The organism is Thauera sp. (assembly GCF_035444905.1).
In the GTDB taxonomy this organism is placed as follows: domain Bacteria; phylum Pseudomonadota; class Gammaproteobacteria; order Burkholderiales; family Rhodocyclaceae; genus Thauera.
Genome location: NZ_DAOMPS010000002.1, coordinates 1 through 26,373 on the forward strand (window position 1 = coordinate 1; position 26,373 = coordinate 26,373).

The window sequence follows — 26,373 nt, forward strand, 5'->3', positions numbered from 1 at the left end:
GCTTGCAGCGGAAAAGGCCCTTCGCCTTGTCCTTCTGGATCAGGGTGTCCAGGTACTCAGTGGTGATCATCGCCGAGGTCTCCGATGTTGTTTGAGCGGAGCCCGCATCGTAGGTAGGACGCGAGGGGCGAAATATCCAGTTTCTGCACGATCGCTATCCACTCTGTGCAGCGGCTTTTATTGCACAAAGCGGATAAGCATTGTGCAGAAACTGGATATTGCAGGGGGCGTCCTGACCCTAATCTCCACCCCAGACCGCTTCCGGCCGGCGCCCGCCAACGCCGGGGGCCATAAATAGATACCAACGGAGACATGCGGGAATGGCTGCTGCAAGGAATTTGCGGGGAATGGCGTGTGCCCGGAACACCGGGCGTCATCAGGGTTTTGCAGGCTGCTGCCCGCTGACCGCCGCCACTGTTCATGCCTGCTGCGCAGTCCTGCCTTCGACGCGATCTCGCGCGCCCCGCATCACTTCCAGGACCACGCTTGCTTCTGCGCCCGCCGGCGGCCATTGCGATCAATGGCGCCAGGGCGGCATTCGGGATGGAGCGCGCGCATGAGCACCTACTTCAACGTCACGATCGAGGATACCGGCGAAGTCTATCGCTGCAGGCCCGACGAATCCCTGCTGTCCGGCATGGAGCGGCTGGCCAAGCGTGGCATTCCGGTGGGTTGTCGCGGCGGTGGCTGCGGCGTGTGCAAGATCCACGTCCGCGAAGGCGAATTCCAGAAACGGGTCATGAGCCGCGAATACATCAGCGCGGAGGAAGAGGCCCAGTCGATCGTGCTCGCCTGCCGCGTCCGTCCGCTGACCGATATCACGCTGGCCGTGATCGGCAAGATGAAGAAGAACGTGTGCGCCTGAGGCGCCGAGAATTGTGGGGTCGAGTCCGGGCTGCGATCGCGGACGGGGCTCAGATCCGACAGTGTGTGGCGGAAGCAGGGCCTGGCTTCGATGCACGGGGCCCGAATCCGCGAACCCTGACTATGAGGAGTTGAAATGGCTACAACCGGTGTAATGCGTCCTGGGCACATCCAGCTGCGTGTGCTCGATCTGGACGAAAGCGTCGAGTTCTACAAGAACGTGCTCGGTCTGGTGGAGACGGGCCGTGATGCAACGGGCCGCGTGTACTTCAAGGCCTGGGACGAGCGCGACCACAACAGCGTGATCCTGCGCCAGGCTGACCGTGCCGGCGTGGACCTGATCGGCTTCAAGGTCAAGGACAAGGCCACCCTCGAGAAACTCGACAAGGACCTGCAGGCCTACGGTGTTGCCACCGAGCGTGTCGCCGCCGGCGAATTGCTGGAGACGGGCGAGCGCGTGCGCTTCACGATCCCGACCGGCCACGTCATGGAGCTCTATGCTGACAAGACCGACGTCGGCAATGGCCAGCCCTACACCAACCCGGATCCGTGGATCCCGGCGGCCGAGCACGGTATCGCCCCGCATCGCTTCGACCACTGCCTGCTGTACGGTCCGAACCTCGAGGACAACCTCAAGCTGTTCACCGAGGTGCTGGGCTTCCACCTCGTCGAGCGTGTGCTGATGGAAGATGGCAAGGCGCTGCTGGCGACGTTCATCTCGTGCTCGCACAAGGCGCACGATCTTGCCTTCGTCGCCCACCCCGAGCCGGGCAAGCTGCACCACCTGTCCTTCCTGCTGGGCAGCTGGGAACAGGTGCTGCGCGCCGCCGACCTCATGTCGATGAACCGCGTGTCGATCGACATCGGTCCGACCCGCCACGGCATCACCCGCGGCACGACGATCTACGCCTTCGATCCCTCGGGCAATCGATTCGAGACCTTCGCCGGCGGCTACGAGAGCTATCCCGACCATGCGCCGATCACCTGGACCTTCGACCAGGTCGGGCCGGCGATCTTCTACCACGACCGCAAGCTCAACGAGCGTTTCCTGAGCGTGGTGACCTGATCCGTGCTTCACCCACGCTGCCTCGTCCGGGACGGGGCAGCCGACGTACAACAAAACCCCTCCGCGGCCTGACGGAGGGGATCGGGCAAGGAAGGGCGACGCCAGCGCGTCCTTCCCGACCCCTTCGAGCCTGCGCATTCGCGCTGGCGCATCCACCCCTGCTTTCTGCTCGCGCGACGCCGATTCTGGATCGGGTGTCGTCGCCAGCATGCCCGCATCGTCAGCAATGCTCCAAAGGAGGAGACAAATGGAAAAGCAAGTCAAATTCGTTCGTAACGTCGTGCTGGGCACCGCTCTGGCAGCCATCGGCATGGGCTCTGCACTCGCCGAGGACAAGGTCAAGGTCGGCCTGATGCTGCCCTACACCGGCACCTTCGCCGCGCTGGGCAATGCCATCACCAATGGCTTCAAGCAGTACGTCGCCGAGAACGACGGCAAGCTCGCCGGCCGCGAGGTCGAGTACGTGGTCGTCGATGACGAGTCCAACCCGGCGCGCGCCACCGAGATCGCCCGCCGCCTGGTCACCCGCGACAAGGTCGATGTGCTGATCGGCTCGGTGCACTCGGGCGTTGCGCTGGCCGCCGCGCGCGTCGCCGCCAACACCAAGACGCTGATGATCGTGCCCAATGCCGGCGCCAACGAGATCACCGGTGCGCAGTGCTCGCCCTACGTGTTTCGCTCGTCCTTCTCGGCCTGGCAGCCGTCCTACGCGATGGGCGAGGCGCTCGCCAAGCGCGGCGTGAAGAACGTCGTCACCCTGGCATGGAAGTATTCCTTCGGCACCGAGTCGGTGGAGGGCTTCACCGAGGGCTTCACCAAGGGCGGTGGCAAGATCGTCAAGGACATGAGCCTGCCCTTCCCGAACGTCGAGTTCCAGCCCTTCCTCACCGAAATCGCCTCCCTCAAGCCCGATGCCGTGTTCGTGTTCTTCGCTGGTGCGGGTGCAGCCAAGTTCGTCAGCGACTACGCCGCTGCGGGTCTGAAGGGCAGCATCCCGCTGTACGGCCCGGGTTTCCTGAGCGAGGACGTCGCCGCCATGGGCGGCGCGGGCGAGGGCCTGCAGACCACGCTGCACTACGCCGACGGCCTCGGCACCGAACGCGACAACGCCTTCCGCACCGGTTACGCCGCCGCCTACAAGGCGCAGCCGGATGTCTATGCGGTGCAGGGCTACGACGCCGCGCAGATGTACCACGCCGGCCTGAAGGCCTCCAACGGCGACCCGTCCAAGCTCGACGACATCATCAAGGGCATCCGCTCGGCCACCATCGACAGCCCGCGCGGCAGCTTCACGCTGTCGAAGGCGCACAACCCGGTGCAGGACATCTACCTGCGCGAGGTGAAGGACGGCAAGAACGTGGTCGTCGAAGTCGTGTCCGCCGGTCTCGAGGATCCGGCGCGCGGCTGCAACATGTAAGCGTCCCGCTTTCGCACCCTTCTAACGCATTTGTCGACCCGGCAGGCTCGCGCCTGCCGGGCGGGGGACAGTCATGGATTTTGCAAGTTTCCTGATCCAGGTGCTGAACTCGCTGCAGTACGGTTTGCTGCTCTTTCTGGTGGCAAGCGGTCTGACGCTGGTGTTCGGCATCATGGGGATCATCAATCTGGCGCACGGTAGTTTCTACATGATCGGCGCCTACCTCGCCTTCGTGCTCACCAGCGCCACCGGCAGCCTGGTGCTGGCGATTGCGCTCGGCATTCCGCTGGCGCTGCTCTTCGGTGCCTTCCTCGAATGGGCGCTGTTCTCGCACCTCTACAAGCGCGACCACCTCGAGCAGGTGCTGCTGACCTACGGCCTCATCCTGATCTTCGAGCAGCTGCGCAGCCTGTTGGTCGGTGACGATGTGCACGGCGTGGCCATCCCGGCCTTTCTCGACGTGTCGATTCAGCTCACCGAGGTGATGAGCTACCCGGTGTATCGGCTGGCGATCTCGGCGGTCTGTATCGTCCTTGCCGTCGCCCTGTACTACGTCATCCAGCGCACCCGCCTGGGCATGATGATCCGCGCCGGCAACGACGATCGCACCATGGTCGAGGCACTGGGCATCAACATCAACATGATCTACCGCGTCGTGTTCGCGCTCGGCGTCGCGCTCGCCGCGCTGGCCGGTATGCTCGCCGCACCGATCTCGTCGGTGTTCCCGAACATGGGTAGCCACGTGCTGATCATCTCCTTCGTGATCGTCGTCATCGGCGGCATCGGCTCGGTCTGGGGCGCGCTGGTCGCCGCATTGATCGTGGGTTTTGCCGACACCTTCGGCAAGGTGCTGCTGCCCGAGATCTCCGGGATGATCGTCTATCTGGTCATGGCCGTCGTGCTGCTGTGGCGCCCCGAAGGCATTCTGAAGAAGGGCTGAGACCATGAACGCACAAGCTTCCCTCATCCTCAAGCTGATCGCGATCCTCGCGATCGCCTGTGTCCCGCTGTCGGGCGAGTCCTTCTACGTCGAGCTGGTCGCCAAGATGCTGCTGATGGCGATCTTCGCCATGAGTCTGGACCTGCTGGTCGGCTTCACCGGCCTGGTGAGTTTCGGTCACGCGGCCTATTTCGGCATCGCCGCCTACTCGGTGGCGCTGCTGACGGCCAAGTTCGGCCAGCTGAGCCTGTGGCTGGCGCTACCGGCGGCGATCCTGCTGTCAGCGGCAGCGGCCCTGGTGATCGGCTTCTTCGTCATCCGCACCAAGGGCATCTACTTCATCATGGTGACGCTGGCGTTCGCGCAGATGGCCTACTTCGTCTTCCACGACACCCCTGTGGGCGGTGGTTCGGACGGCGTGTATGTCGATGCCAGGCCGTCGGCGGCGATCGGTAGCTGGGTTCCGTTCGATCTCGACAACGAGCTCCACATGTTCTACTTCGTGCTCGCCATGATGCTGCTGGTGTATCTGTTCCTGCACCGGGTGCTGCAATCGCCCTTCGGGCGGGTGCTGATGGGCATCAAGAGCAACGAGCATCGCATGCAGTCGCTGGGCTACTTCACCTATGGCTACAAGCTCGCGGCCTTCACGCTCGCGGGGGCGCTGGGCGGCGTCGCCGGCTTCCTGTATGCGGTCCTGTTCGGCTTCGTGACGCCGGAGCTGCTGTCCTGGCACGAGTCCGGCAACGTGCTGCTGATGGTGATCCTGGGTGGCATGGGCAACCTGGCGGGCGCCGTTCTCGGGGCCTTCGCCTTCGAGGCGATGCGCGAGTTCTTCGCCGACATCACCAAGTACTGGCAATTGCTGATGGGCAGCGTCATCGTTGCTCTGGTGCTGTTCCTGCCAGGTGGTCTGACTGCGATTCCGGGCCGCATCAAGCGCGCCCTGCAGGGAGGTGAGGCAAAATGAGCCAGCCGAGTCAAAAAGAAGTGTTGTTGCAGGCGACCAAGCTCACTCGCCGCTTCGGCGGCCTGGTCGCCAACCAGGATATCGACGTCACCCTCGAGCGCGGCATGATCCACGTGCTGCTCGGCCCCAACGGGGCAGGGAAGTCCACCTGCATCAACATGCTGTCGGGTGACCTGCCGCCCTCCGAGGGCACGGTCCACTACAAGGGCAAGGACATCACCAAGCTCACCGCCGCGCAGCGATCGCAAGTGGGCATCGGGCGCAGCTACCAGCGCACCAACATCTTTCCGCAGTTCTCGGTGCTGGAGAACGTGCGTCTCGCCGCACAGTCGCGCCGTCAGGAACCGTGGCGCATCTTCAGCAAGGCCATGGAGGCGAAGTGGGCGCTGGAGAAGGCGCGCGCCTGCATCGACGAGGCCGGCCTGGGCAAGCGTGTGGACTGGGTGTCGGGCGTGCTGAGTCACGGCGAACAACGCCAGCTCGAGATCGCCATGGTGCTGGCTACCGATGCGCAGGTGCTGCTGCTCGATGAGCCGCTGGCTGGCATGGGTTCGGAAGAGTCGGCGAGCATGGTCGAGGTGCTCAAGCGCCTGCGCCAGACGCGCGGCATCCTGCTCGTCGAGCACGACATGGATGCGGTGTTCGCGGTCGCCGACATGATCACGGTGATGGTCAACGGGCAACTGCTGGAGTGCGGCCCGCCCGCGCAGATCAAGGCCAGCGTGGCCGTCCAGCAGGCCTATCTGGGTACGGAGGACAGCTTCCATGTCTAACATGCTGCTCGAAGCCAAGGAAGTTCACACCTATTACGGCGCGAGCCACATCCTGCACGGCATCGACTTCCACATCCGCGAAGGCGAGGGCATTGCGCTCATGGGCCGCAACGGCATGGGCAAGTCGACGCTGATCAAGAGCATGCTCGGCCTGGTGCGTCCGCGCCACGGCCGCGTGCTGGTGCGCGGCGACGACTACACCAAGGCGCGCACCTACCAGACCGCTCAGCAGGGCATCGCCTACGTGCCCGAGGGGCGCGGCATCTTCAAGAGCCTCACCGTGCGCGAGAACCTGCTGATGTCGGCCCGCGCCGGCATCGACGGGCGGCGCGAGTGGACCTTCGATCGCGTGATGGAAACCTTCCCGCGCCTGGGCGAACGGATCAACAATGGCGGCTGGCAACTGTCGGGCGGCGAGCAGCAGATGCTGACCATCGGCCGCGCACTGATGACCAACCCGGACCTGCTGATCCTCGATGAGGCGACAGAGGGCCTGGCGCCGCTGATCGCGATGGAGATCTGGCGTATCGTGAAGGAGATCCGCAAGACCGGTATCGCCACCGTGATCGTGGACAAGAACCACAGCGCGGTGACCAGCATCTGCGATCGCGCGATGATCCTGGTCAAGGGCGAAGTCGTGTTCGATGGCAGCAGCGAGGAAATCCGCGCCAAGCCCGAACTGATCCAGAAGCACCTCGGCGTCTGATCCAGGACGCGACATTGCAGGAAGCTCATGCCATGAACATCAAGTCACTCGACATCATCCACGATGAGCATCGTGCCCTCGCCGCCATGCTCAGCGGCCTGCGCACGATCGCCAGCAACATCGAGGCCGGGCGCCTGAAGCCGGACTACGACCTGCTCGAGACCATGGTCGAATACATCGACAAGGTTCCCGAGAAGGTGCACCACCCGAAGGAAGACCAGTATCTGTTTGCCAAGCTGCGCCTGCGCAGCGCCGACGCGCTGCCGGTGATCGAGCGCCTGGAGGAGGATCACCGCCAGGGTGAGGCGCGCATCAACGCGCTGCGCGCTGCGTTGGCCAACTACAGACAGCAGGGCGAGGCGGGCTTCACGGGCTATTACGAGGCGCTCAAGACCTACATCGAGCAGGAATGGCGGCACATGAACACCGAGGAGCGCGAGCTCTTCCCGCTTGCCAAGGCGCACCTGACCGTTGAAGATTGGGCCGAGATCGACGCCGCCTTTCTGGGCAACCAGAACCCGTGGGAAGGCGCGGCCGGTGAGTACCGGGCCTTGTTCACGAAGATCGTCAACATGGCACCCGCGCCAGTAGGCCTTGGCGGCTGAACTTTGGGCGCGGGCGCCGGCAATTGTGGAGAGTTAAGGGCATGACCGAACACGCAGGATTCGACTGGGACGATCGTTACTTGCTGGGCTACAACGCGATGGACGACACCCATCGGGAGTTCGTCAGCCTGGTCAACGCCTTGTTGACGGTCGACGATGCACAATTGCCAGCGGCGCTCGATGCCTTCGCGGCGCATGCGGAGGACCATTTCGCGCAGGAAAACAGCTGGATGGAGACCGACGGTTTTCCGGCGCGCGACTGCCATGTCGATGAGCATGACAAGGTGCTGGCCTCGGTGCGCGAGGTCCAGCAGTTGCTCGCCGAGGGCAATGTCGAGGTCGTCCGGGAACTGGCTGTAGCGCTGATGGAGTGGTTCCCCGGTCATGCGGACTACATGGACTCCGCGCTGGCGCTATGGATGGTGAAGCGCTCGCATGGCGGCGCGCCGCTGGTCTTTCGGCGCGAGACCGCAAAGAGCCGTTGAACACCGCCTTGATTCATCTCCCTCCCCCGAAATCACGTTCTGTCGTGGTTGCCTCCTGCACCGTCTCCGTTGGCGGTGCGGGATGGATTTCGGGTTTGGCCCGCTTCGGCGGGCCTTTTTTTGCTGCCTCCCGCCGGTCATCGTGCTGGTGCTGGCTGCGATAATCCGCTAGAGTCGTTGAGCATACGCATCGGTACGGAGCGGGAGATGCCGCGCCGGCCGGGGGCGTTTTCCCTAACCAGTCAGGAGAGTGGACACGATGGGTATCGGCAAGATCGGTGTGGTGGGTGCGGGCACGATGGGTAACGGCATCAGCCAGGCCTTCGCCGTGGCGGGGCGCGAGGTGGTGATGATGGACGTGGGTGAGGCCCAGGTCCAACGTGGCATCGACACCATCAGCACGAGCCTGGACCGTCTGGTGAAGAAGGAGAAGATGAGCGCCGATCAGAAGTCCGCCGCCATGGCGCACATCACGACCGCGACCTCGCTTGCTGCCCTGGCCGACTGCGATCTCGTCATCGAGGCGGCCAGCGAGAACGTGAATCTCAAGCTCAAGATCTTTGCCGAACTCGACGAGCTGACCAAGCCCGACACCATTCTCGCCAGCAACACCTCGTCGATCTCGATCACACGGCTCGCCGCCGGCACCAAGCGGCCGGGCCAGGTCATCGGCATGCACTTCTTCAATCCGGTGCCCTTGATGGCGCTGGTCGAGCTGATCAACGGCCTGCAGACCTCCGCCGCCACCTATACCGCGGTCGAGAAGCTGGCGAAGTCGATCGGCAAGGCGCCAATCAAGGTCAAGAACAGCCCGGGCTTCGTCGTCAACCGCATGCTGTGCCCGATGATCAACGAGGCCGTGTTTGCGCTCGGCGAGGGCCTCGCGACGGCGGCCGAGATCGATGAGGCGATGAAGCTGGGCTGCAACCATCCGATCGGTCCGCTGGCGCTGTGCGACCTCATCGGTCTCGATGTGGAGCTGGCCGTGATGCAGGTGCTGTACGAAGGCACCAAGGATCCGAAGTATCGTCCGGCGCCGCTACTGGTCGAGATGCTGGAGGCGGGCTACCTCGGGCGCAAGAGCGGCAAGGGCTTCTTCGAATATCCGGCCAAGTGAGCGCGGCCTGAAGGCGACCGCTCCTTTGTGGGACGGCCGCCTGGCGCATACATGCAAACGCCACCTCGACGGTGGCGTTTGTGTTGATGCGGGGCAGGACGGTGCTGATCAGCCGCGGCCCGAACGCATCGCGTCGAAGAACTCGGCGTTGCTCTTGGTGGCCTTGATCTTGTCGAGCAGGAATTCCATCGCGTCGATGTCGTCCATGCCGTACAGGAGCTTGCGCAGGATCCACATCTTCTGCAGCACGTCTGACTTGAGCAGCAACTCCTCGCGACGGGTGCCGGAGCGGTTGACGTTGATCGCCGGGTAAACGCGCTTTTCCGCCATGCGCCGGTCGAGGTGGAGCTCCATGTTGCCGGTGCCCTTGAACTCCTCGTAGATCACGTCGTCCATGCGGCTGCCGGTGTCGATCAGCGCGGTGGCGATGATGGTCAGCGAGCCGCCTTCCTCGATGTTGCGCGCCGCACCGAAGAAGCGTTTCGGTTTCTGCAGGGCGTTGGCATCGACACCGCCGGTGAGTACCTTGCCGGAGGCCGGCACCACGGTGTTGTAGGCGCGCGCCAGTCGGGTGAGCGAGTCGAGCAGGATCACCACGTCACGCTTGTGCTCGGTCAGGCGCTTGGCCTTCTCGATCACCATCTCGGCGACCTGCACGTGGCGGGTGGCCGGCTCGTCGAAGGTGGAGGCCACGACCTCGCCCTTCACCGAGCGCTGCATTTCCGTGACTTCTTCCGGACGCTCGTCGATCAGCAGCACGATGAGCGCGACCTCGGGGTGGTTGGTCGCGATGGCGTGGGCGATGTGCTGCAGCATGACCGTCTTGCCGCTCTTGGGCGGTGCGACGAGCAGGCCGCGCTGGCCCTTGCCGACCGGCGCGATCATGTCGATCACGCGGCTGGTGATGTTCTCCTCGCCACGGATGTCGCGTTCGAGCTTGAAGCACTCCTGCGGATGCAGTGGCGTCAGGTTCTCGAACAGGATCTTGCTCTTGCACTCCTCGGGCGGCCGACCATTGATCTTGTCGAGCTTGGTCAGCGCGAAGTAGCGCTCGCCATCCTTGGGCGTGCGGATCTCGCCCTCGATGGTGTCGCCGGTGCGCAGGTTGAAGCGCCGGATCTGCGAGGGCGACACGTAGATGTCGTCCGTGCCCGCGAGGTAGGAGGTGTCAGGAGAGCGCAGGAAGCCGAAACCGTCAGGCAGCACTTCGAGTGCGCCGTCGCCACAGATCGGTTCGCCCCTGCGGGCACGGTTGCGCAGCAGCGCGAAGACGAGTTCCTGCTTGCGCAGTCTGTTCGCACCTTCCACGTTGTTCTCGACGGCCATCTGCAGCAGTTCGCTGACATGCAGGGCCTTGAGTTCGGACAGGTGGAGGGCTGGAACGTCCGAGCGCACCGACGAGGAAGCACCTTCCTCGCCTGCGTTCTCGACGTCGAACAGGTCGTCTTCGGGCTGCGAATTCTGGGGGGGATTACCGTCGCGATTGCGCGCGCCGCGGCGACGGGCGCGCGAGGAACCGCGAGAACGGGCCGGAGCCTGGTCCGGCTTAGATGTTGCTGTCAATGAAGGCGGTCAGTTGAGATTTGGAAAGGGCGCCCACTTTGGTCGCCTCGACGTTGCCGCCCTTGAACAGCATCAGCGTCGGAATGCCACGAATGCCGTACTTCGCGGGCGTTTCCTGGTTCTCGTCGATGTTGAGCTTGGCGACCTTGAGCTTGCCGGCGTAGTCCTTGGCGACGTCGTCAAGGATGGGCGCGATCATCTTGCACGGACCGCACCATTCGGCCCAGTAATCGACCAGCACGGGGGTCTGGGACTGCAGCACTTCGGCGTCGAAGTTGCCGTCCGTCACATAGTGAATATGCTCGCTCATGATTCCTCACTGAAGGGCTAGCGGATGTAAACGATAGTCGCGGACTTCGTTGCCTGGTACTGCAGAAGTAGGGAAAAGGACCGCACACGACCCAACCGGCTTGCAGGCTCGCGCCCGATCACACACTTGGAGCGGGGCAGTCAGAAACAGGCGGGGCGGACGGTCTGCGGAGGGGAGGGCCCCCTCCGTGAAGAAATTTTGACGAAACTTATTCGAAGGACGCGTCGTCGTCAAGGGAATCACGTTGCTTTAGCGGTGCAGCGCGTGCAGACGTGGCAAAAAGGCAAACGGCTGGACTATATTCGGGGTCTGCCGCCCATCGCGCACCGGAGGGCGGCTCGAGCCCATGGAGACTCTGCGATGACCTATGTCGTGACCGAAAGCTGTATCCGCTGCAAATACACCGACTGCGTCGACGTCTGCCCCGTCGATTGCTTCCGCGAGGGGCCGAACTTCCTCGTCATCGACCCGGAAGAGTGCATCGACTGCACCCTGTGCGTGGCCGAGTGCCCGGTCGAGGCGATCTTCGCCGAGGACGACGTGCCGCAGGCGCAGCAGCATTTCATTGCCCTCAACGCCGAACTGTCCAAGACCTGGAAGCCGATTGTCGAACGCAAGGACCCCCTGCCCGACGCCGAGGACTGGGCAAAGGTCAAGGACAAGCTCGACCAGCTCGTGCGCTGATGCCCCAGCGCGCGCGCCGTGGCGTGCTTTGCGGCCCTAGCACGATGCAATAAGATGGCGCACCAACCCAACTACTGAAACCGACACGGCACGGAGATCGACATGCTGGTGAGCGAGATTCTCGCGATCAAGGGCAAGGTGCTTTTCACCATTTCCCCGAACAGGCGCATTGCGGAAGCGGTGGAGATCATGAACGAGCAGGATGTCGGTTCGCTCGTCGTCTTCTCGCATGGAGAGATGGTCGGCATGCTCACCTTCCGCCAGGTTCTCCAAGCCGTGCAGAAGGGGGGAGCCGACTGGCAGGCGCTGACCGTCGACGAGGTGATGTTGCGCGCGCCGATGGTCGCCTCGCCCAACATGGAGATGGACGAGCTGCGGCGTCTGATGGTCGAACACCACCAGCGCTACCTGCCGGTGATGGAGGGCCAGACCCTGCTCGGCGTGGTCAGCTTCCATGACGTGGCCAAGGCCGTGCTCGAGGAACAGAGCTTCGAGAATCGCATGCTGAAGAACTACATCCGCAACTGGCCGGAGGCCGACGAAGCGGAACGCTGAAGCGAGGCCGGAGCGCAGGCTCCGGCGAGTGGCGGTTGCGCCGCCACACCTCCGTGACGAAGTGCGCTTCGTCCTGTCGACACCCCCCACACAACAAGCATAAGCGGGTGCGACCACGTTGGAATTGAGCGAGCGCGCCGATCGCGGCGGGCTCTGCGCCTTGGGAGGGCGGCGCGGGTCGGCGATCGTGCCGACCCGCAGTTTTCCAGCAAGAGGAGGAAGAAGCGTGGAAAAAATCTGGCTGAAGAGCTATCCCGATGGCGTTCCGGCGGAGATCGATGTCGGTCAGTTTCGCTCGCTCGGGGACCTGTTCGAGCGCAGCGTTGCCCAGTACGCCGAGCGCGATGCCTTCGTGTGCATGGGCAAGGCGATCACCTACGCCGAACTCGATGCGCTGAGCGCGCGCTTCGGTGCCTTCCTGCAGCACGCGCTGAAGTTGCCGCGGGGTGCACGCGTCGCCCTCATGATGCCCAACGTGCTGCAGTATCCGGTCGCCCTCTACGGCGCGCTGCGCGCGGGCTGCACGATCGTCAATGTCAATCCGCTCTATACGGCGCGCGAGCTCGAGCACCAGTTGCGCGATGCCGGGGCCGAGGCGATCGTCATCCTCGAGAATTTTGCCCATACCCTGCAGCAGGTCCGCGACCGGCTGCCGCTCAGGCATGTGGTGGTCACCAGCCTGGGTGAGATGCTCGGCTTCCCGAAGGGCGCAATCGTCAATTTCGTCGTGCGCAGGGTGCGCAAGATGGTGCCCGCCTGGTCGCTCGCTGGCGCCATGACCTTCGGCGATGCGCTGCGCCGGGGCGAGGGGCATCGCCTGCAGCCGGTCGAGGTTGGGCACGACGACATCGCCTTCCTGCAATACACCGGCGGCACCACCGGGGTCGCCAAGGGCGCGATGCTGACGCATCGCAACATCATCGCCAACCTGCAGCAGGCGCACGCCTGGATCAAGCCCTGCGTGCGGGAGGGCGAAGAGATCATCATCACCGCCTTGCCGCTGTACCACATCTTTTCGCTGACTGCGAACTGCCTCACCTTCTTCAAGATCGGCGCGACCAACGTCCTCATCACCAATCCGCGCGACATACCCGGCTTCGTCAAGGAGCTCGGCCAGCACCGCTTCACCGCGATCACGGGGGTGAACACGCTGTTCAATGCGCTGCTCAACAACCCGGACTTCGCCAAGCTCGATTTCTCTGCCCTGCACGTGGCGCTGGGCGGCGGCATGGCGGTCCAGCAGGCCGTGGCCGAGAAGTGGAAGCGCGTCACCGGTGTCTCCCTGATCGAAGCCTATGGCCTGACCGAGACCTCACCCGCGGTGGCGATCAACCCGCTCGACCTGCAGGCGTTCAATCATTCGATCGGCCTGCCGGTGCCGTCGACCGAGGTCAGCATCCGCGACGACGACGGCAACGAGCAGCCCATCGGTCAGCGCGGCGAGCTGTGTGTGCGTGGGCCGCAGGTCACGCCGGGTTACTGGAACCGGCCTGAGGAGACGGCGCGCATGTTCACCGCGGACGGCTTCCTGCGGACCGGTGACATCGCCGTGATCAACGACAAGGGCTTCATCACGCTGGTCGATCGCAAGAAGGACATGATCCTGGTGTCGGGTTTCAACGTCTATCCCAACGAGGTCGAGGACGTGGTGGCCAGTCATCCCGGGGTGCTCGAGGTCGCCGCGATCGGCGTGCCCGACGAGCGCAGCGGCGAGGCGGTGAAGGTCTTCGTAGTGCGCAAGGATCCCGCGCTGACGGCCGAGGCGCTGATTGCCCACTGTCGCGAGAGTCTGACCGCCTACAAGGTGCCGCACCATGTCGAGTTCCGCGACGAGCTGCCCAAGAGCAACGTCGGCAAGATCCTGCGCCGCGAACTGAGGGATGCCGGCTGAGGGCGGCCCTGCCGATGCGCGCGGGCCAGCAAGGTCGGGAAGCCTGGCGAAAATTTTTCTGTTGGCGAAAAAGTTTCTTGTGTCGGCCGCGCATTCCTCAGTAGAATCCCGCTACTAGTCCTTGAGTATTGATGGTTCCAACCTCATGAATCTGTCTGCCCGCCTGTTCGCTGTCGTTGCCGTAGTACGCGTAGTAAGCGTAGGCAGGCGCGCGTCGTAACGGGACAGAACACTCGAGCATCAGGATTAAAAACCCCCGTCGGCGCGCAAGGCCGGCGGGGGTTTTGCTTTATGGCTCGCCGGTCACGCCGCTGAATCCGAAAACAAGGAGAGCAACATGATGCAACTCACTGGCGCGCAACTGATCGTGCGTCTTCTCGAACGCCAGGGCGTGCGCACCATCGCCGGCGTTCCGGGCGGCGCGATCCTGCCGCTCTACGATGCACTGTCGGGCAGCGAGTTGATCCGCCACGTGCTGGCGCGGCACGAGCAGGGCGCCGGCTTCATGGCGCAGGGCATGTCCCGTGTGTCGGGCGTGCCGCAGGTGTGCATCGCCTCCAGCGGCCCCGGTGCGACCAACCTGGTGACGGCGATCGCCGATGCCTGCCTCGATTCGATTCCGATGGTGATCATCACCGGTCAGGTGCCGCAGGCGATGATCGGCACCGACGCGTTTCAGGAGGTCGATATCTACGGCATCACGGTGCCGATCACCAAGCACAACTTCCTCGTGCGCTCGGCGCAGGAGTTGCTGGAGGTCGTTCCCGATGCCTTCCGCATTGCGATGTCGGGGCGCCCCGGTCCGGTGCTGATCGACGTGCCCAAGGACGTGCAGAACCAGCTCATCACGATCGACGAACTGCCGCCACCGGCGGTGGCCGACGCGCCGCCCGCGCTCGACATGGCCGCCGTCGAGGCCGCGGCCAGCATGATCAACGCCGCTGAGCGTCCTGTGCTCTACCTGGGTGGCGGCGTCGTGCATTCCGGTGCCGCGCCGCTCGCGGTGCAACTGGCGGAGCAGGGCGGGCTGCCGACGACGATGACGCTGATGGCGCTCGGTGCGATGCCGATGGATCACCCGCTGTCGATCGGCATGCTCGGCATGCACGGCGCGCGCTACACCAATTTCGTGCTCGAGGAGGCCGACGTGCTGATCTGCGTCGGCGCACGCTTCGACGACCGCGCGATCGGTCGGGCGGCGCAGTTCTGCCCGAATGCGAAGATCGTGCATATCGACGTCGACCGCTCCGAGCTGCACAAGATCAAGAACGCGCACATCGCCATTCATGCCGACGTGCAGGTTGCGCTCGAGGCCTTGCTGCCGCGCATCGACGCCGCCAAGCGCACGTCCTGGCTGGCCCAGGTCGATGACCTGCGGCAGCGCTTCCCGATGCAGCTGCCCGGGATCGAGGATCCGCGCAGTCACTACGGTCTCATCCAGGCTGTGGCCGATGCGCTCGACGACAGCGCCATCATCGCCACCGACGTCGGTCAGCATCAGATGTGGGTGGCTCAGGCCTATCCCTTCCGCCGTCCGCGCCAGTGGCTCACCTCCGGTGGCCTGGGCACGATGGGCTTCGGCATGCCGACCGCGATTGGCGCTGCGCTGGCCGAACCGGAGCGCACGGTGGTCTGTTTCTCGGGCGATGGCAGCTTCAAGATGAACATCCAGGAGCTTGCCACGCTCGCCGAGGAGGGGCTCAACGTCAAGATCGTGCTCATGAACAACAACGCACTGGGTCTCGTCTATCAGCAGCAGACGCTGTTCTACGGCAAGCGCCTGTTCGCGTCCAAGTACCGCAGCGAGCCCGACTTCGTGAAGATTGCCGAAGGCTTTGGCGTGCCCGCGCTCGACCTCGACAAGGCCGCGGATCCGCGCGCCGCGCTGGCCGAGGCCTTGCGTGCGCCCGGGCCCTGCCTGATCCATGCGACGATCGACCGCGAACAATTCGTCTATCCCATGGTGCCGCCGGGTGCGGCCAACACCGAGATGATCGGAGGCTGATGATGATCGAACAGGTTGCCGACCCGTTGCCGCAGACGAGCTGCGCGAAGGTCGTTCTCGAAATCGATGTGAACAACCACCCCGGGGTGATGAGCCACATCTGCAATCTTTTTGCGCGCAGGGCGTTCAACGTCGAGGGCATCCTGTGCATGCCGGTATCGGACGGCAAGCGCTCGCGCATCTGGCTGCTGGTGTTCGACGACCAGCGTCTGGAGCAGATGGTGCGCCAGGTCGAAAAGCTCGAGGACGTGCTGGCCGTGCGCCGCCATGGTGCCGAGCACGAGGTCTTCGAGCGCCTGGAGAGCTTCTTCCACTGAGGCGCTGCCTGGCGCCCGGGGCTGGCCGCTGGTCCCGGTCCAGGCGCGCCGGGCTGAAGGGGACGGGGTGTGCGTGCTAGACTCGCGCCCCGTCCCCGTTCATTTGAGATGCCTTGCGCAGCGTGTGCGCGCACCGGTCGGCTGCGCCCCGCCGCGGAGGCGAAAAGAGAGACTTCCATGTCCGGCAACACCCTCGGCACGCTCTTCACCGTCACATCCTTCGGCGAATCGCATGGTCCGGCGATCGGCTGCATCGTCGACGGCTGCCCGCCGGGACTGGCGATTTGCGAGGCCGACATCCAGGCCGAACTCGACCGCCGCAAGCCGGGCACCTCGCGCCACGTCACCCAGCGTCGCGAGCCCGATACGGTCGAGATCCTGTCCGGCGTGTTCGAGGGCGTCACCACCGGCACCCCGATCTCGCTGCTGATCCGTAACCAGGACCAGCGCAGCAAGGACTACGGCAACATCGCCGACACCTTCCGCCCCGGGCATGCCGACTACGCCTACCTGCAGAAATACGGTCTGCGCGATTACCGCGGCGGTGGGCGCTCGTCGGCGCGCGAGACCGCGGTGCGGGTGGCGGCTGGCGCGATTGCGCGAAAGTGGTTGAAGGAGCGCCACGGGATCGTGGTCCGCGCCTGCATGACCGCGCTCGGCCCGATCGAAATTCCCTTCGTGTCCTGGGACGAGGTCGAGGGCAACCCCTTCTTTGCTCCGAATGCAGCGATCGTGCCGCAGCTCGAGACCTACATGGACGAGCTGCGTAAGTCGGGCGACTCGATCGGCGCGCGCATCGATGTCGTCGCCAGCGGCGTGCCGGTGGGCTGGGGTGAGCCGGTGTACGGCCGGCTCGACGCCGACATCGCCTACGCGATGATGGGTATCAACGCCGTCAAGGGGGTGGAGATCGGTGCCGGTTTCGCCTCGGTGGCGCAGCGCGGCACCGAACACGGCGACGAGATGACGCCCGAGGGCTTCCTGTCCAATCACGCCGGTGGCGTGCTCGGCGGCATCTCCACCGGCCAGGACATCATTGCCAGCATCGCGATCAAGCCCACCTCGAGCATCCGGCTGGATCGCCGCTCGATCGACCGCGCCGGCAATCCGGTCATCGTCAACACCCATGGCCGCCATGACCCCTGCGTCGGCATTCGCGCCACACCGATCGCCGAATCCATGCTCGCGCTGGTGCTGATCGACCATGCGCTGCGTCATCGCGCGCAGTGCGGCGACGTGCGCACCGACACGCCGCGCATCGCCGCGCTCGCGCCCGGGGGCAGTCAGCGCCTGCCGTCGCCGCGCTGAGCGGCGGGGCGTCGGTCGCGAACCCGGTCGGGATGGTTCCGTACTGGCGCCTGTCCGCCTACTACTTCTTCTACTTCGCCTTCGTGGGCGCGTTTGCGCCCTATTTCACCCTCTACCTGCAGTCGATCAGTCTGTCGGCGACCGACATCGCCATCCTGATGTCGCTGATGCAGGTGATGCGGGTGGTGGCGCCCAACCTGTGGGGCTGGCTGGCGGAGCGGCTCGGCCTGCGCATGGTCATCGTGCGGCTGTCGGCGCTGGCGGCTATGGTGGGCTTCGCCGGCTTCTTCGTCACCACGGACTTCGTCGGCCTCTTCCTCGCGATGGCGCTGATGGCCTTCTTCTGGAGCGCTGCCTTGCCCCTGGTCGAGGGGCTGACCTTCGCCCATCTCGGCGACGAGGGGCACCGCTACGGCAGCATCCGGGTGTGGGGGTCGGTGGGCTTCATCGTGGCCGTGCTCGGGCTCGGCTACCTGCTCGACCACCTGCCGATCGAGGCCGTGCTGTGGATCACCGCGGCGATCCTGCTCGGCATCTTCGTGTGCGCCCTGTTCGTGCCCGAGGCCCGGCGCGCACCCGAGCCGCGTGCGGTGGCGAGCCTGGGCGACACCCTGCGTCGGCCCGAAGTGCGGGCGCTGCTCGGGGCCTGTTTCCTGATGTCGGCCGCGCATGGCGCGCTGTACGTCTTCTACTCGATCTTTCTCGTCGATAACGGCTACGACAAGGCCCTGGTGGGCTGGATGTGGGCCCTTGGCGTGGTCGCCGAGATCGTCGTCTTCATGCTGATGCCGCGCATCGCGAAGCGCTTCTCGCTGCGGGCGATCCTGCTGTTCTCGTTTGCCTGTGCCGTCGTGCGATTCCTGATGATCGGCTGGGGGGCGGATAGCCTGGCCGTGCTCATGTTTGCCCAGCTGCTGCACGGCGCCAGTTTCGGTGCCTACCATGCGGCGGCGATCGCGGTGGTGAACCTGTGGTTTCCCGGGCGACTCCAAGCGCGTGGACAGGCCCTCTACGGCAGCCTGTCATTTGGTGCCGGCGGCATGCTGGGCGGGCTGCTGAGCGGCTATACCTGGGAGCCGCTCGGTGCCGCATGGACCTTCACCATGGGCTCGGTGTTCGCGCTCGCCGGGCTGATGTGGCTGTCCCTGGGCTGGCCTCGCGCGGGCGAGGCCGCAGAGCGCAGGCTTTGAGGAGATTGGATTGATGAAAGGGATGTCGAAGGCGGTGCTGCCCATCTTGCTGGCGACGGCCATGAGTGCGGCGTGCCAGACCGTGCAGACCACGGGCGGTGGGGCGGTCGGCGTGCAGCGCTCGCAGTTGATGATGGTTTCCGCCCAGGAGGTCGAGCAGGCCTCGCGCCAGCAATACCAGCAGCTGCTGGCGGAAGCGCGGCAGAAGAACGCGCTCAACCGCGACCCGGCGATGGTCCAGCGCGTGCGCACCATCGTGTCGCGACTTACCGCACAGACGGGTGTGTTCCGCGCGGATGCGCCGTCCTGGCAGTGGGAGGTGAACGTCTTCAGCTCCAACGAGCTCAACGCCTGGTGCATGGCGGGCGGCAAGATGGCCATCTATACCGGCCTGATCGAGCGCCTGCGCCTGACCGATGACGAGATCGCCGCGGTGATGGGCCACGAGATCGCGCATGCACTGCGCGAGCATGCGCGCGAGCAGGTGTCGAAGTCGATGGCGACCGGTCTCGGCGTCTCGGTGGCGGGGGCGCTGCTCGGCGTCGGCCAGGTCGGTCAGGATCTGATGAGCACGGTGGCGAAGGTGAGCTTCGAGTTGCCCAACTCGCGCGAACACGAGATCGAGGCCGACCGCATCGGCGTCGAACTGGCTGCGCGCGCCGGCTACGACCCGCGTGCCGCCGTGAGCTTGTGGAACAAGATGTCCACCCAGTCGGCCGGTGCGCCGCCGCAGTGGTTGTCGACCCACCCCTCGCACGCCAACCGCCAGCGCGATCTGGGCGAGTACGCCGCCCGCGTGATGCCGCTCTACCAGGCGGCGCGGCGCTGAGGGACGTGCGCTGTTCAGTTTCGTAAGCTTTGTGAAATAATCGATATTTTTCTTGACGCGGAATTCCTGGGATGCAAGCTCAAACCTTGTACGAAAAGCTGTGGTCCAGTCACGTCGTCCACCAGGAGGCCGACGGCACGGCGCTGATCTACATCGATCGCCATCTGGTCCATGAGGTGACCAGCCCGCAGGCCTTCGAGGGTCTCAAGCTGGCCGGGCGCAAGCCTTGGCGCATCAGCTCGATCGTCGCCACCGCCGACCACAACACGCCGACCGACCACTGGGATCTGGGCATCCAGGACCCGGTGTCGCGCCAGCAGGTCGAGACGCTGGATGCCAACATCCGCGAAGTCGGCTCGCTCGCGTACTTCCCGTTCAAGGACGCGCGCCAGGGCATCGTTCACGTGATCGGGCCGGAGAACGGCGCCACGCTGCCGGGCATGACCGTGGTCTGCGGTGATTCGCACACCTCCACCCACGGCGCCTTCGGCTGCCTGGCGCACGGCATCGGCACCTCCGAGGTCGAGCATGTGCTCGCCACCCAGTGCCTGCTGCAGAAGAAGTCGAAGACCATGCTGGTGAAGGTCGACGGCCAGCTCGGCCATGGCGTCACCGCCAAGGACATCGTGCTCGCCATCATCGGCAGGATCGGCACCGCCGGCGGCACCGGCTACGCCATGGAGTTCGGCGGCAGCGCGATCCGCGCGCTGTCGATGGAAGGCCGCATGACGATCTGCAACATGGCGATCGAGGCGGGCGCGCGCGCCGGCATGGTCGGCGTGGATGAGACCACCATCGCCTATCTGAAGGATCGCCCGTTCTCGCCCAAGGGCGAGGCCTGGGACCAGGCCGTCGACTACTGGCGCAGCCTGCAAAGCGACGAGGGCGCGGAATTCGACAAGGTCGTCGAGTTGAAGGCCGAGGACATCCTGCCGCAGGTCACCTGGGGCACCTCGCCCGAGATGGTCACCACGGTCGATGGCCGCGTGCCCGATCCTGCGGCCGTCGCCGACCCGGTGCGCCGCGAGGGCATCGAGCGCGCGCTCAAGTACATGGGCCTCACGGCCAATACCCCGATCACCGACATCCCGGTGGATCAGGTCTTCATCGGCTCGTGCACCAACTCGCGCATCGAGGATCTGCGCGAGGCGGCCGCGGTCGCCAAGGGGCGCAAGAAGGCCGCCAACGTCAAGCGTGTGCTGGTGGTGCCGGGCTCCGGCCTGGTCAAGCGCCAGGCCGAGGCCGAAGGCCTGCACGAGGTCTTCCTCGCTGCCGGCTTCGAATGGCGCGAGCCGGGCTGTTCGATGTGCCTGGCGATGAACGCCGATCGCCTCGAGCCGGGCGAGCGCTGCGCCTCGACCTCGAACCGCAACTTCGAGGGCCGTCAGGGCGCCGGTGGCCGCACTCACCTGGTGAGCCCGGCGATGGCCGCGGCGGCTGCGGTGACCGGGCATTTCACCGACGTGCGCACGCTGGCTTGAGCGCCGGCACCAGTCTGAGGATCTGCAATGAAGAAACTTGCACTGATTGCCGCCGCGCTTGCGGCCGGCTTCGTCTCCATCGCCTGCAACACCGTGCAAGGGGTCGGTCGTGACATTGAAGCGGGTGGCGAGGCCATCCAGAGGGCAGTGAAATAATGAATCCGTTTACCAAGCTGGATGGCCTGGTCGCACCGCTCGACCGTGCCAACGTCGACACCGACGCGATCATCCCGAAGCAGTTCCTGAAGTCCATCAAGCGCAGCGGCTTCGGCCCCAACGCCTTCGACGAGTGGCGCTACCTCGACGTCGGCCAGCCCGGCCAGGACAACAGCCAGCGTCCGCTCAACCCCGACTTCGTGCTCAACAAGCCGCGCTACCAGGGCGCGCAGATCCTGCTCACGCGCGACAACTTCGGCTGCGGCAGCTCGCGTGAGCACGCGCCGTGGGCGCTGGAGGACTTTGGCTTTCGCGTGCTGATCGGGCCGAGCTTCGCCGACATCTTCTTCAACAACAGCTTCAAGAACGGCCTGCTGCCGATCAGGCTCGACGCCGCCGAGGTCGACGAGCTGTTCCGCCAGTGCGAGGCGACCGAGGGCTACCGCCTGAGCGTCGATCTCGCCGCGCAGACCATCACCCGGCCGGATGGCAAGTCGATCGCCTTCGACATCGACCCCTTCCGCAAGGAATGCCTGCTCAATGGCTGGGACGACATCGGCCTCACGCTGCGCCACGCCGACAAGATCCGCGCCTTCGAGGACAAGCGCCGCGCCGAACACCCCTATTACTTTGCCTGAGCCGGCCTGGCTCACCGAACCAAGGAAGACGATTCGATGAAGATTTGCGTGCTGCCGGGTGACGGCATCGGTCCCGAGATCATGGCGCAGGCCGTGCGCGTGCTCAATGCGCTCGATCTGAAGTTCGAAATGGAAGAGGCGCTGGTGGGCGGCTGCGCGGTCGACGCCACCGGCAATCCGCTGCCCGAGGCCACCCTCAAGCTCGCGCGCGAAGCCGATGCGATCCTGCTCGGCGCGGTCGGCGGCCCGAAGTGGGACAGCCATCCCCGCAACCAGCGCCCCGAACTCGGCCTGCTCGGCATCCGCAAGGAACTCGCGCTGTTCGCCAACCTGCGCCCGGCCATCCTGTATCCGGAACTGGCCAACGCGTCCACCCTCAAACCCGAGATCGTCGCCGGCCTCGACATCCTGATCGTGCGCGAACTCACCGGCGACATCTATTTCGGCCAGCCGCGCGGCATCGAGCTGCGCGAGGTCAATGGCGAGACCCAGCGCGTGGGCTGGAACACCATGATCTACGCCGAATACGAGATCCGCCGAATCCTGCGCGTGGCCTTCGAAGCGGCGATGAAGCGCGGCAAGCGCCTGTGCTCGGTGGACAAGATGAACGTGCTCGAGACCACCCAGCTGTGGCGCGACATCGCGATCGAGGTCAGCAAGGACTTCCCCGAGGTCGAGCTCACTCACATGCTGGTCGACAACGCCGCGATGCAGTTGGTGCGCAACCCCAAGCAGTTCGACGTGATGGTCACCGGCAACATGTTCGGCGACATCCTGTCCGATGAGGCCTCGATGCTCACCGGCTCGATCGGCATGCTGCCCTCGGCCTCGCTCAACGCCGACAACAAGGGCATGTACGAGCCCTCGCATGGCTCCGCGCCCGACATCGCCGGCAAGGACCTCGCCAACCCGCTCGCCACCATCCTGTCGGCGGCGATGATGCTGCGCTATACCTTCAATCAGGAAGCGGCCGCGCAGCGCATCGAGCGCGCGGTCAAGAAGGTGCTTGCCCAGGGCTATCGCACCGGCGACATCTACGAGCCGGGCACCCGGCGGGTGGGCACGCGCGAGATGGGCGACGCGGTGCTCGCAGCGCTGTAAGCTGTTGCGCAGGAAAGGCATTTTTGAAGAACGTTTTTTGTTGAGAGTGATGACATGAATCGAGTCGGTCTGGTTGGCTGGCGTGGCATGGTCGGTTCCGTGCTGATGCAGCGCATGGTGGAAGAGGGTGACTTCGCCTTCATCGAGCCGGTGTATTTCTCCACCTCCAACGCCGGCGGCAAGGCGCCGTCCTTCGGCGGCAAGGAAGCCGCGGCGCCGCTGCAGGACGCGATGAACATCGACGCCCTGAAGTCCTGCGACATCGTGATCACCTGCCAGGGCGGCGACTACACCAAGGAAGTCTTCCCCAAACTGCGCGCCACCGGCTGGAACGGCCACTGGATCGATGCCGCCAGCGCGCTGCGCATGAACGACGACGCAGTGATCATCCTCGATCCGGTCAACCGCAACGTCATCGACGCCGCGCTCACCAAGGGCGGGCGCAACTGGATCGGTGGCAACTGCACCGTGTCGCTGATGCTGATGGGCTTGGGCGGCCTGTTCAAGCACGGCCTGGTGGAGTGGATCTCGGCGATGACCTACCAGGCGGCCTCGGGCGCCGGTGCGCAGAACATGCGCGAACTCATCAGCCAGATGGGCACCATCCACGACTCGGTAAAGGATCTGCTCGCCGATCCGGCCTCGGCCATCCTCGAGATCGACCGCAAGGTTGCCGAGACCATGCGTTCGGATGGCTTCCCGAAGAAGAACTTCCGCAACACCCCGCTCGCCGGCAGCCTGATCCCCTGGATTGACGTGCCGGTCGAGCACGGCCAGAGCAAGGAAGAGTGGAAGGGCGGCGCCGAGTGCAACAAGATCCTCGGCAACCCGGCTTTCCGTAGCCCGGGCTCGATCCCGATCGACGGCCTGTGCGTGCGCATCGGCGCCATGCGCTGCCATTCGCAGGCGCTGACCATCAAGTTGAAGAAGGACGTGCCGCTTGACGAGCTCAGCGACATCATCGCCGGCGCCAACCAGTGGGTGAAGGTCGTGCCCAACGATCGCGAGATCACCGAGCGCGAACTGACCCCGACCGCCGTCACCGGCACGCTGGGCATCCCGGTCGGTCGCCTGCACAAGATGGCGATGGGCCCCGACTACCTCGGCGCCTTCACCGTCGGCGATCAGCTTCTTTGGGGCGCGGCCGAGCCGCTGCGCCGCATGTTGCGTATCCTGCTCGAGCGTTAAGGTTTTAGCTGTCAGCGACGTTAAAGGGGGCTACGGCCCCCTTTTTCAATGGCTGCGGGGCCTCGGACATGCGGTATTTCGTCACGGCAGGACGTCCGAATCAGGGTTCTATAATGCGGGGAGACCCGGAAAATGCTAGATTCCTAGGCCAATCCTTGACGTCCTTGACCGTAGAGCTCAGCTTCGGGGGAAACGCGGTTTGAAAACAAACATGACAAAGTCGTTCAGGACATCGCTGATCGCCCTCTCGATTGCAGCGCTGCCGTTTGCGGGGCATGCGGCTGGCCTCGGGCAGATCAACGTGTTCAGCGGTCTTGGCCAGCCTTTGCGCGCCGAGATCCAGGTGAGCGCGACCGCGGAAGAACTGCAGTCGTTGAGCGCTCGTATCGCCTCGCCCGACGCGTTCCGCCAGGCTAACCTGAGCTACGGCAGCGTGGTGAGCGCGATTCGCGTCAGTGTCGACACCCGGGCCGCTCGCCCGGTGATCCGCCTGAGCAGCGACCGACCGGTCAACGAGCCCTTTGTCGACCTGCTGGTGGAGCTCAACTGGGCGTCGGGCAGGCTGGTCCGCGAATACACCTTTCTGCTCGACCCCGTCGATATCGCCGCACCTCGCCCGCTGGCGGCCGCGGTCGACACACCGGCGGCCGCGCCTGCGCCGCGTGCCGCGCCGGCGCAGCCGGCGCCTCAACGCGCCGCTCCGGCTGTCCGCGCAGCGCCCGAGACCTACACCGTGCGCCGTGGCGACACCATGCATCGCATCGCCAGTGCGCATGTCCAGCCCGGCTCGACGCTGGACCAGATGCTGGTGGCGCTGCTGCGTGCCAATCCCCAGGCCTTCGATGGCGGCAACATCAACCGTTTGCGTGCGGGCGCGGTGCTGAACGTACCGCGCGCCGATGCCGTGCGCGCCATCGACCCGGCCGAGGCGCGCCGTGAGATTCGCGCTCAGGCGGCGGACTTCGACGCCTATCGTCGTGGGCTGGCCTCGTCGGCAACGGCGCGCGCGCCGGTCGTGGCGGCGCAGGCAGAGCAGGAAAGCGCCGGCCGCATCGTGCCCCGTGTCGAGGAGAGCGAGCGGCCGGAAGCGGCCGGCGATCAGGTGCGGGTGTCGCGCAGCGAGGCCGCAGCGGCTGACGGTTCTGCTGAAGCCCGTCTCCAGGTCCTGGAGGAAGAGCTCACTTCGCGCGAGAAGTCGCTCGAGGAAGCCAACGCCCGCCTTGCCCAACTTGAGCGCAGCATTCGTGACCTGCAGCGGCTGCTCGAACTGCAGAGCGGCACCATGGGCCAGCTGCAGGAGAGGGCGGCCGCGGAGCCGCCTGTCGAGTCCGATTCGGCGACCGCTGCTGCGCAGCCCGAGGCGCAGGCAGCGGCCGAACCGGTGACCGAGCCGGCGCCGGCTGCGCCCGGCGCCGGGGTGGCGGCGCCCGCGGACGAGGCCGTGGCCGAACCTCCGGCCGCAGCCGCGCCGGCCGCGCCGATGGCGGCCGAGATCCAGCCCGCCGCGCCGGCGGCCCCGCCTGCCGCTCCGCCGCCCATGCCGGCCGCATCCGTCGCGCCGGCGGCCGAGCCGAGTTTCGTCGAATCGCTGCTCGAGGATCCGACTCTTGTCGCCGCAGGCGGAGGCGTCCTCGCCCTGCTGCTTGCATTGCTTGCGCTCAAGGCGCGACAGCGGCGCAAGGAGGCCGAGATCCAGGCCGCGACCGCCGAACTGGAGGCCGGCAGCCTCGGAGGCAACAGCCAAGCCGTTTTCGGTGGCACTGGCGGGCAGAGTGTCGATACCGGTGCCACCAGCATCATGCACACCGACTTCAGCCAGTCGGGCCTGTCCTCCATCGATACCGACGAGGGCGTGGACCCGGTGGCCGAGGCCGATGTCTACATGGCCTACGGTCGGGATGCTCAGGCAGAGGAGATCCTGCTCGACGCGCTCAAGGCCGATCCGGCGCGCGCGGCGATCAAGCTCAAGCTGCTCGAGATCTACGCGCAGCGACGCAACAGCCGCCAGTTCGAGACCATTGCCAGCGAGCTGTTCGCGCTCACCGGCGGTCACGGACGCGACTGGGAAAAGGCGGCCACCATGGGGCGCAAGCTCGAGCCGGAGAATCCGCTCTACAAGGGCGAGCAGACCGAGATCGGCGGCAGCGCGACGGCGTCGGTGCCTCCTGCGCGCGACGCGGGTCCGGCACGAGGCCGCGATGCGACCCTTGCCGC

At 65.4% G+C, this 26,373-nt stretch carries 26 protein-coding genes; 24 read left to right on the top strand and 2 right to left on the bottom strand.

What is annotated here, in order from left to right; genetic code table 11:
* Window positions 1-556 precede the first annotated feature (556 nt).
* The 10 genes from PLC66_RS01200 (at window position 557) to PLC66_RS01245 (ending at window position 8,943) form a co-directional block, all read left to right on the top strand.
* Window positions 557-865, top strand: a complete 309-nt coding sequence (locus PLC66_RS01200; protein ID WP_324537089.1) for a 2Fe-2S iron-sulfur cluster-binding protein — start codon at window positions 557-559, stop codon at window positions 863-865.
* Window positions 866-1,000: 135 nt separating this feature from the next.
* Entirely contained in the window at window positions 1,001-1,930 is a 930-nt protein-coding gene (locus tag PLC66_RS01205) for a catechol 2,3-dioxygenase (protein WP_324537091.1), read from the top strand.
* Between the two features lie 247 nt (window positions 1,931-2,177).
* Window positions 2,178-3,347, top strand: a complete 1,170-nt coding sequence (locus tag PLC66_RS01210; protein ID WP_324537093.1) for an ABC transporter substrate-binding protein — start codon at window positions 2,178-2,180, stop codon at window positions 3,345-3,347.
* Between the two features lie 73 nt (window positions 3,348-3,420).
* Entirely contained in the window at window positions 3,421-4,287 is an 867-nt protein-coding gene (locus PLC66_RS01215) for a branched-chain amino acid ABC transporter permease (RefSeq protein WP_324537095.1), read from the top strand.
* Window positions 4,288-4,291: 4 nt separating this feature from the next.
* Window positions 4,292-5,257 carry a branched-chain amino acid ABC transporter permease gene (locus tag PLC66_RS01220; protein WP_324537097.1) on the top strand — a complete coding sequence of 322 codons (966 nt, stop codon included), beginning with the start codon at window positions 4,292-4,294 and terminating at the stop codon, window positions 5,255-5,257.
* Window positions 5,254-6,030 (top strand): ABC transporter ATP-binding protein, encoded by a 777-nt coding sequence (locus PLC66_RS01225; RefSeq protein ID WP_324537100.1) that lies wholly within the window; start codon window positions 5,254-5,256, stop codon window positions 6,028-6,030. The genes PLC66_RS01220 and PLC66_RS01225 overlap by 4 nt, the downstream gene beginning before the upstream one ends.
* Entirely contained in the window at window positions 6,023-6,736 is a 714-nt protein-coding gene (locus PLC66_RS01230; protein WP_324537102.1) for an ABC transporter ATP-binding protein, read from the top strand. Before PLC66_RS01225 ends, PLC66_RS01230 begins: the two co-directional genes overlap by 8 nt.
* A gap of 32 nt (window positions 6,737-6,768) precedes the next feature.
* A complete protein-coding gene (locus tag PLC66_RS01235; RefSeq protein ID WP_324537104.1) occupies window positions 6,769-7,341 on the top strand; it encodes a hemerythrin domain-containing protein in 573 nt (190 codons plus the stop codon).
* A gap of 41 nt (window positions 7,342-7,382) precedes the next feature.
* Window positions 7,383-7,826 carry a bacteriohemerythrin gene (locus PLC66_RS01240; RefSeq protein WP_324537106.1) on the top strand — a complete coding sequence of 148 codons (444 nt, stop codon included), beginning with the start codon at window positions 7,383-7,385 and terminating at the stop codon, window positions 7,824-7,826.
* Window positions 7,827-8,085: 259 nt separating this feature from the next.
* Complete coding sequence (locus PLC66_RS01245) at window positions 8,086-8,943, top strand: 3-hydroxybutyryl-CoA dehydrogenase (RefSeq protein ID WP_324537108.1); 858 nt, start codon at window positions 8,086-8,088, stop codon at window positions 8,941-8,943.
* A gap of 108 nt (window positions 8,944-9,051) precedes the next feature.
* On the opposite strand, the gene rho is transcribed toward PLC66_RS01245, so the two are convergent.
* Window positions 9,052-10,338: a transcription termination factor Rho gene (rho, locus tag PLC66_RS01250; protein WP_324537110.1), complete on the bottom strand. Its 1,287-nt coding sequence runs from the start codon at window positions 10,336-10,338 to the stop codon at window positions 9,052-9,054.
* A gap of 151 nt (window positions 10,339-10,489) precedes the next feature.
* Window positions 10,490-10,816: a thioredoxin TrxA gene (gene trxA / locus PLC66_RS01255; protein WP_324537112.1), complete on the bottom strand. Its 327-nt coding sequence runs from the start codon at window positions 10,814-10,816 to the stop codon at window positions 10,490-10,492.
* Between the two features lie 360 nt (window positions 10,817-11,176).
* Here trxA and fdxA point away from each other — a divergent pair, with 360 nt between their 5' ends.
* The 14 genes from fdxA to PLC66_RS01325 all read left to right on the top strand — a co-directional run.
* Window positions 11,177-11,500, top strand: coding sequence for a ferredoxin FdxA (gene fdxA / locus PLC66_RS01260; RefSeq protein WP_324537114.1), 324 nt, complete (start codon window positions 11,177-11,179; stop codon window positions 11,498-11,500).
* 102 nt (window positions 11,501-11,602) lie between these two features.
* Complete coding sequence (locus PLC66_RS01265; RefSeq protein ID WP_324537116.1) at window positions 11,603-12,055, top strand: CBS domain-containing protein; 453 nt, start codon at window positions 11,603-11,605, stop codon at window positions 12,053-12,055.
* A 226-nt stretch (window positions 12,056-12,281) separates the two neighbouring features.
* Entirely contained in the window at window positions 12,282-13,946 is a 1,665-nt protein-coding gene (locus tag PLC66_RS01270; RefSeq protein WP_324537118.1) for a long-chain-fatty-acid--CoA ligase, read from the top strand.
* 337 nt (window positions 13,947-14,283) lie between these two features.
* Window positions 14,284-15,951: an acetolactate synthase large subunit gene (gene ilvB / locus PLC66_RS01275; protein ID WP_324537120.1), complete on the top strand. Its 1,668-nt coding sequence runs from the start codon at window positions 14,284-14,286 to the stop codon at window positions 15,949-15,951.
* The gene (gene ilvN, locus PLC66_RS01280) at window positions 15,951-16,268 is read left to right on the top strand and encodes an acetolactate synthase small subunit (protein ID WP_002923773.1); all 318 of its coding nucleotides are present in this window, start codon (window positions 15,951-15,953) and stop codon (window positions 16,266-16,268) included. The genes ilvB and ilvN overlap by 1 nt, the downstream gene beginning before the upstream one ends.
* 177 nt (window positions 16,269-16,445) lie before the next feature.
* Window positions 16,446-17,576, top strand: a complete 1,131-nt coding sequence (aroC, locus tag PLC66_RS01285) for a chorismate synthase (protein ID WP_324537125.1) — start codon at window positions 16,446-16,448, stop codon at window positions 17,574-17,576.
* 32 nt (window positions 17,577-17,608) lie between these two features.
* Complete coding sequence (locus PLC66_RS01290) at window positions 17,609-18,766, top strand: MFS transporter (RefSeq protein WP_324537127.1); 1,158 nt, start codon at window positions 17,609-17,611, stop codon at window positions 18,764-18,766.
* Between the two features lie 13 nt (window positions 18,767-18,779).
* Window positions 18,780-19,595, top strand: coding sequence for a M48 family metallopeptidase (locus PLC66_RS01295; RefSeq protein WP_324537129.1), 816 nt, complete (start codon window positions 18,780-18,782; stop codon window positions 19,593-19,595).
* A gap of 71 nt (window positions 19,596-19,666) precedes the next feature.
* Window positions 19,667-21,076: a 3-isopropylmalate dehydratase large subunit gene (gene leuC / locus PLC66_RS01300; RefSeq protein WP_324537131.1), complete on the top strand. Its 1,410-nt coding sequence runs from the start codon at window positions 19,667-19,669 to the stop codon at window positions 21,074-21,076.
* Window positions 21,077-21,103: 27 nt separating this feature from the next.
* A complete protein-coding gene (locus PLC66_RS01305; RefSeq protein WP_324537133.1) occupies window positions 21,104-21,232 on the top strand; it encodes an entericidin A/B family lipoprotein in 129 nt (42 codons plus the stop codon).
* On the top strand, window positions 21,232-21,870 hold the full coding sequence (gene leuD / locus PLC66_RS01310; protein ID WP_324537135.1) for a 3-isopropylmalate dehydratase small subunit: 639 nt from the start codon (window positions 21,232-21,234) through the stop codon (window positions 21,868-21,870). The genes PLC66_RS01305 and leuD overlap by 1 nt, the downstream gene beginning before the upstream one ends.
* A 36-nt stretch (window positions 21,871-21,906) precedes the next feature.
* Window positions 21,907-22,971 carry a 3-isopropylmalate dehydrogenase gene (leuB, locus tag PLC66_RS01315; RefSeq protein WP_324537137.1) on the top strand — a complete coding sequence of 355 codons (1,065 nt, stop codon included), beginning with the start codon at window positions 21,907-21,909 and terminating at the stop codon, window positions 22,969-22,971.
* A 54-nt stretch (window positions 22,972-23,025) separates the two neighbouring features.
* The gene (gene asd / locus PLC66_RS01320) at window positions 23,026-24,159 is read left to right on the top strand and encodes an aspartate-semialdehyde dehydrogenase (RefSeq protein ID WP_324537139.1); all 1,134 of its coding nucleotides are present in this window, start codon (window positions 23,026-23,028) and stop codon (window positions 24,157-24,159) included.
* A 211-nt stretch (window positions 24,160-24,370) separates the two neighbouring features.
* A partial coding sequence (locus PLC66_RS01325; protein ID WP_324537141.1) for a type IV pilus assembly protein FimV occupies window positions 24,371-26,373 on the top strand: 2,003 nt, incomplete at its 3' end.

Coding starts and splice junctions, on each gene's coding strand:
- PLC66_RS01245 (WP_324537108.1), top strand. CDS start 8,086: ATGGGTATCGGCAAGATCGGTGTGGTGGGTGCGGGCACGATGGGTAAC.
- PLC66_RS01215 (WP_324537095.1), top strand. CDS start 3,421: ATGGATTTTGCAAGTTTCCTGATCCAGGTGCTGAACTCGCTGCAGTAC.
- PLC66_RS01305 (WP_324537133.1), top strand. CDS start 21,104: ATGAAGAAACTTGCACTGATTGCCGCCGCGCTTGCGGCCGGCTTCGTC.
- PLC66_RS01230 (WP_324537102.1), top strand. CDS start 6,023: ATGTCTAACATGCTGCTCGAAGCCAAGGAAGTTCACACCTATTACGGC.
- PLC66_RS01295 (WP_324537129.1), top strand. CDS start 18,780: ATGAAAGGGATGTCGAAGGCGGTGCTGCCCATCTTGCTGGCGACGGCC.
- PLC66_RS01225 (WP_324537100.1), top strand. CDS start 5,254: ATGAGCCAGCCGAGTCAAAAAGAAGTGTTGTTGCAGGCGACCAAGCTC.
- PLC66_RS01220 (WP_324537097.1), top strand. CDS start 4,292: ATGAACGCACAAGCTTCCCTCATCCTCAAGCTGATCGCGATCCTCGCG.
- asd (WP_324537139.1), top strand. CDS start 23,026: ATGAATCGAGTCGGTCTGGTTGGCTGGCGTGGCATGGTCGGTTCCGTG.
- PLC66_RS01290 (WP_324537127.1), top strand. CDS start 17,609: ATGGTTCCGTACTGGCGCCTGTCCGCCTACTACTTCTTCTACTTCGCC.
- trxA (WP_324537112.1), bottom strand. CDS start 10,816: ATGAGCGAGCATATTCACTATGTGACGGACGGCAACTTCGACGCCGAA.
- PLC66_RS01200 (WP_324537089.1), top strand. CDS start 557: ATGAGCACCTACTTCAACGTCACGATCGAGGATACCGGCGAAGTCTAT.
- leuB (WP_324537137.1), top strand. CDS start 21,907: ATGAAGATTTGCGTGCTGCCGGGTGACGGCATCGGTCCCGAGATCATG.
- leuD (WP_324537135.1), top strand. CDS start 21,232: ATGAATCCGTTTACCAAGCTGGATGGCCTGGTCGCACCGCTCGACCGT.
- PLC66_RS01205 (WP_324537091.1), top strand. CDS start 1,001: ATGGCTACAACCGGTGTAATGCGTCCTGGGCACATCCAGCTGCGTGTG.
- ilvN (WP_002923773.1), top strand. CDS start 15,951: ATGATGATCGAACAGGTTGCCGACCCGTTGCCGCAGACGAGCTGCGCG.
- ilvB (WP_324537120.1), top strand. CDS start 14,284: ATGATGCAACTCACTGGCGCGCAACTGATCGTGCGTCTTCTCGAACGC.
- PLC66_RS01235 (WP_324537104.1), top strand. CDS start 6,769: ATGAACATCAAGTCACTCGACATCATCCACGATGAGCATCGTGCCCTC.
- PLC66_RS01210 (WP_324537093.1), top strand. CDS start 2,178: ATGGAAAAGCAAGTCAAATTCGTTCGTAACGTCGTGCTGGGCACCGCT.
- PLC66_RS01265 (WP_324537116.1), top strand. CDS start 11,603: ATGCTGGTGAGCGAGATTCTCGCGATCAAGGGCAAGGTGCTTTTCACC.
- leuC (WP_324537131.1), top strand. CDS start 19,667: ATGCAAGCTCAAACCTTGTACGAAAAGCTGTGGTCCAGTCACGTCGTC.
- aroC (WP_324537125.1), top strand. CDS start 16,446: ATGTCCGGCAACACCCTCGGCACGCTCTTCACCGTCACATCCTTCGGC.
- fdxA (WP_324537114.1), top strand. CDS start 11,177: ATGACCTATGTCGTGACCGAAAGCTGTATCCGCTGCAAATACACCGAC.
- PLC66_RS01240 (WP_324537106.1), top strand. CDS start 7,383: ATGACCGAACACGCAGGATTCGACTGGGACGATCGTTACTTGCTGGGC.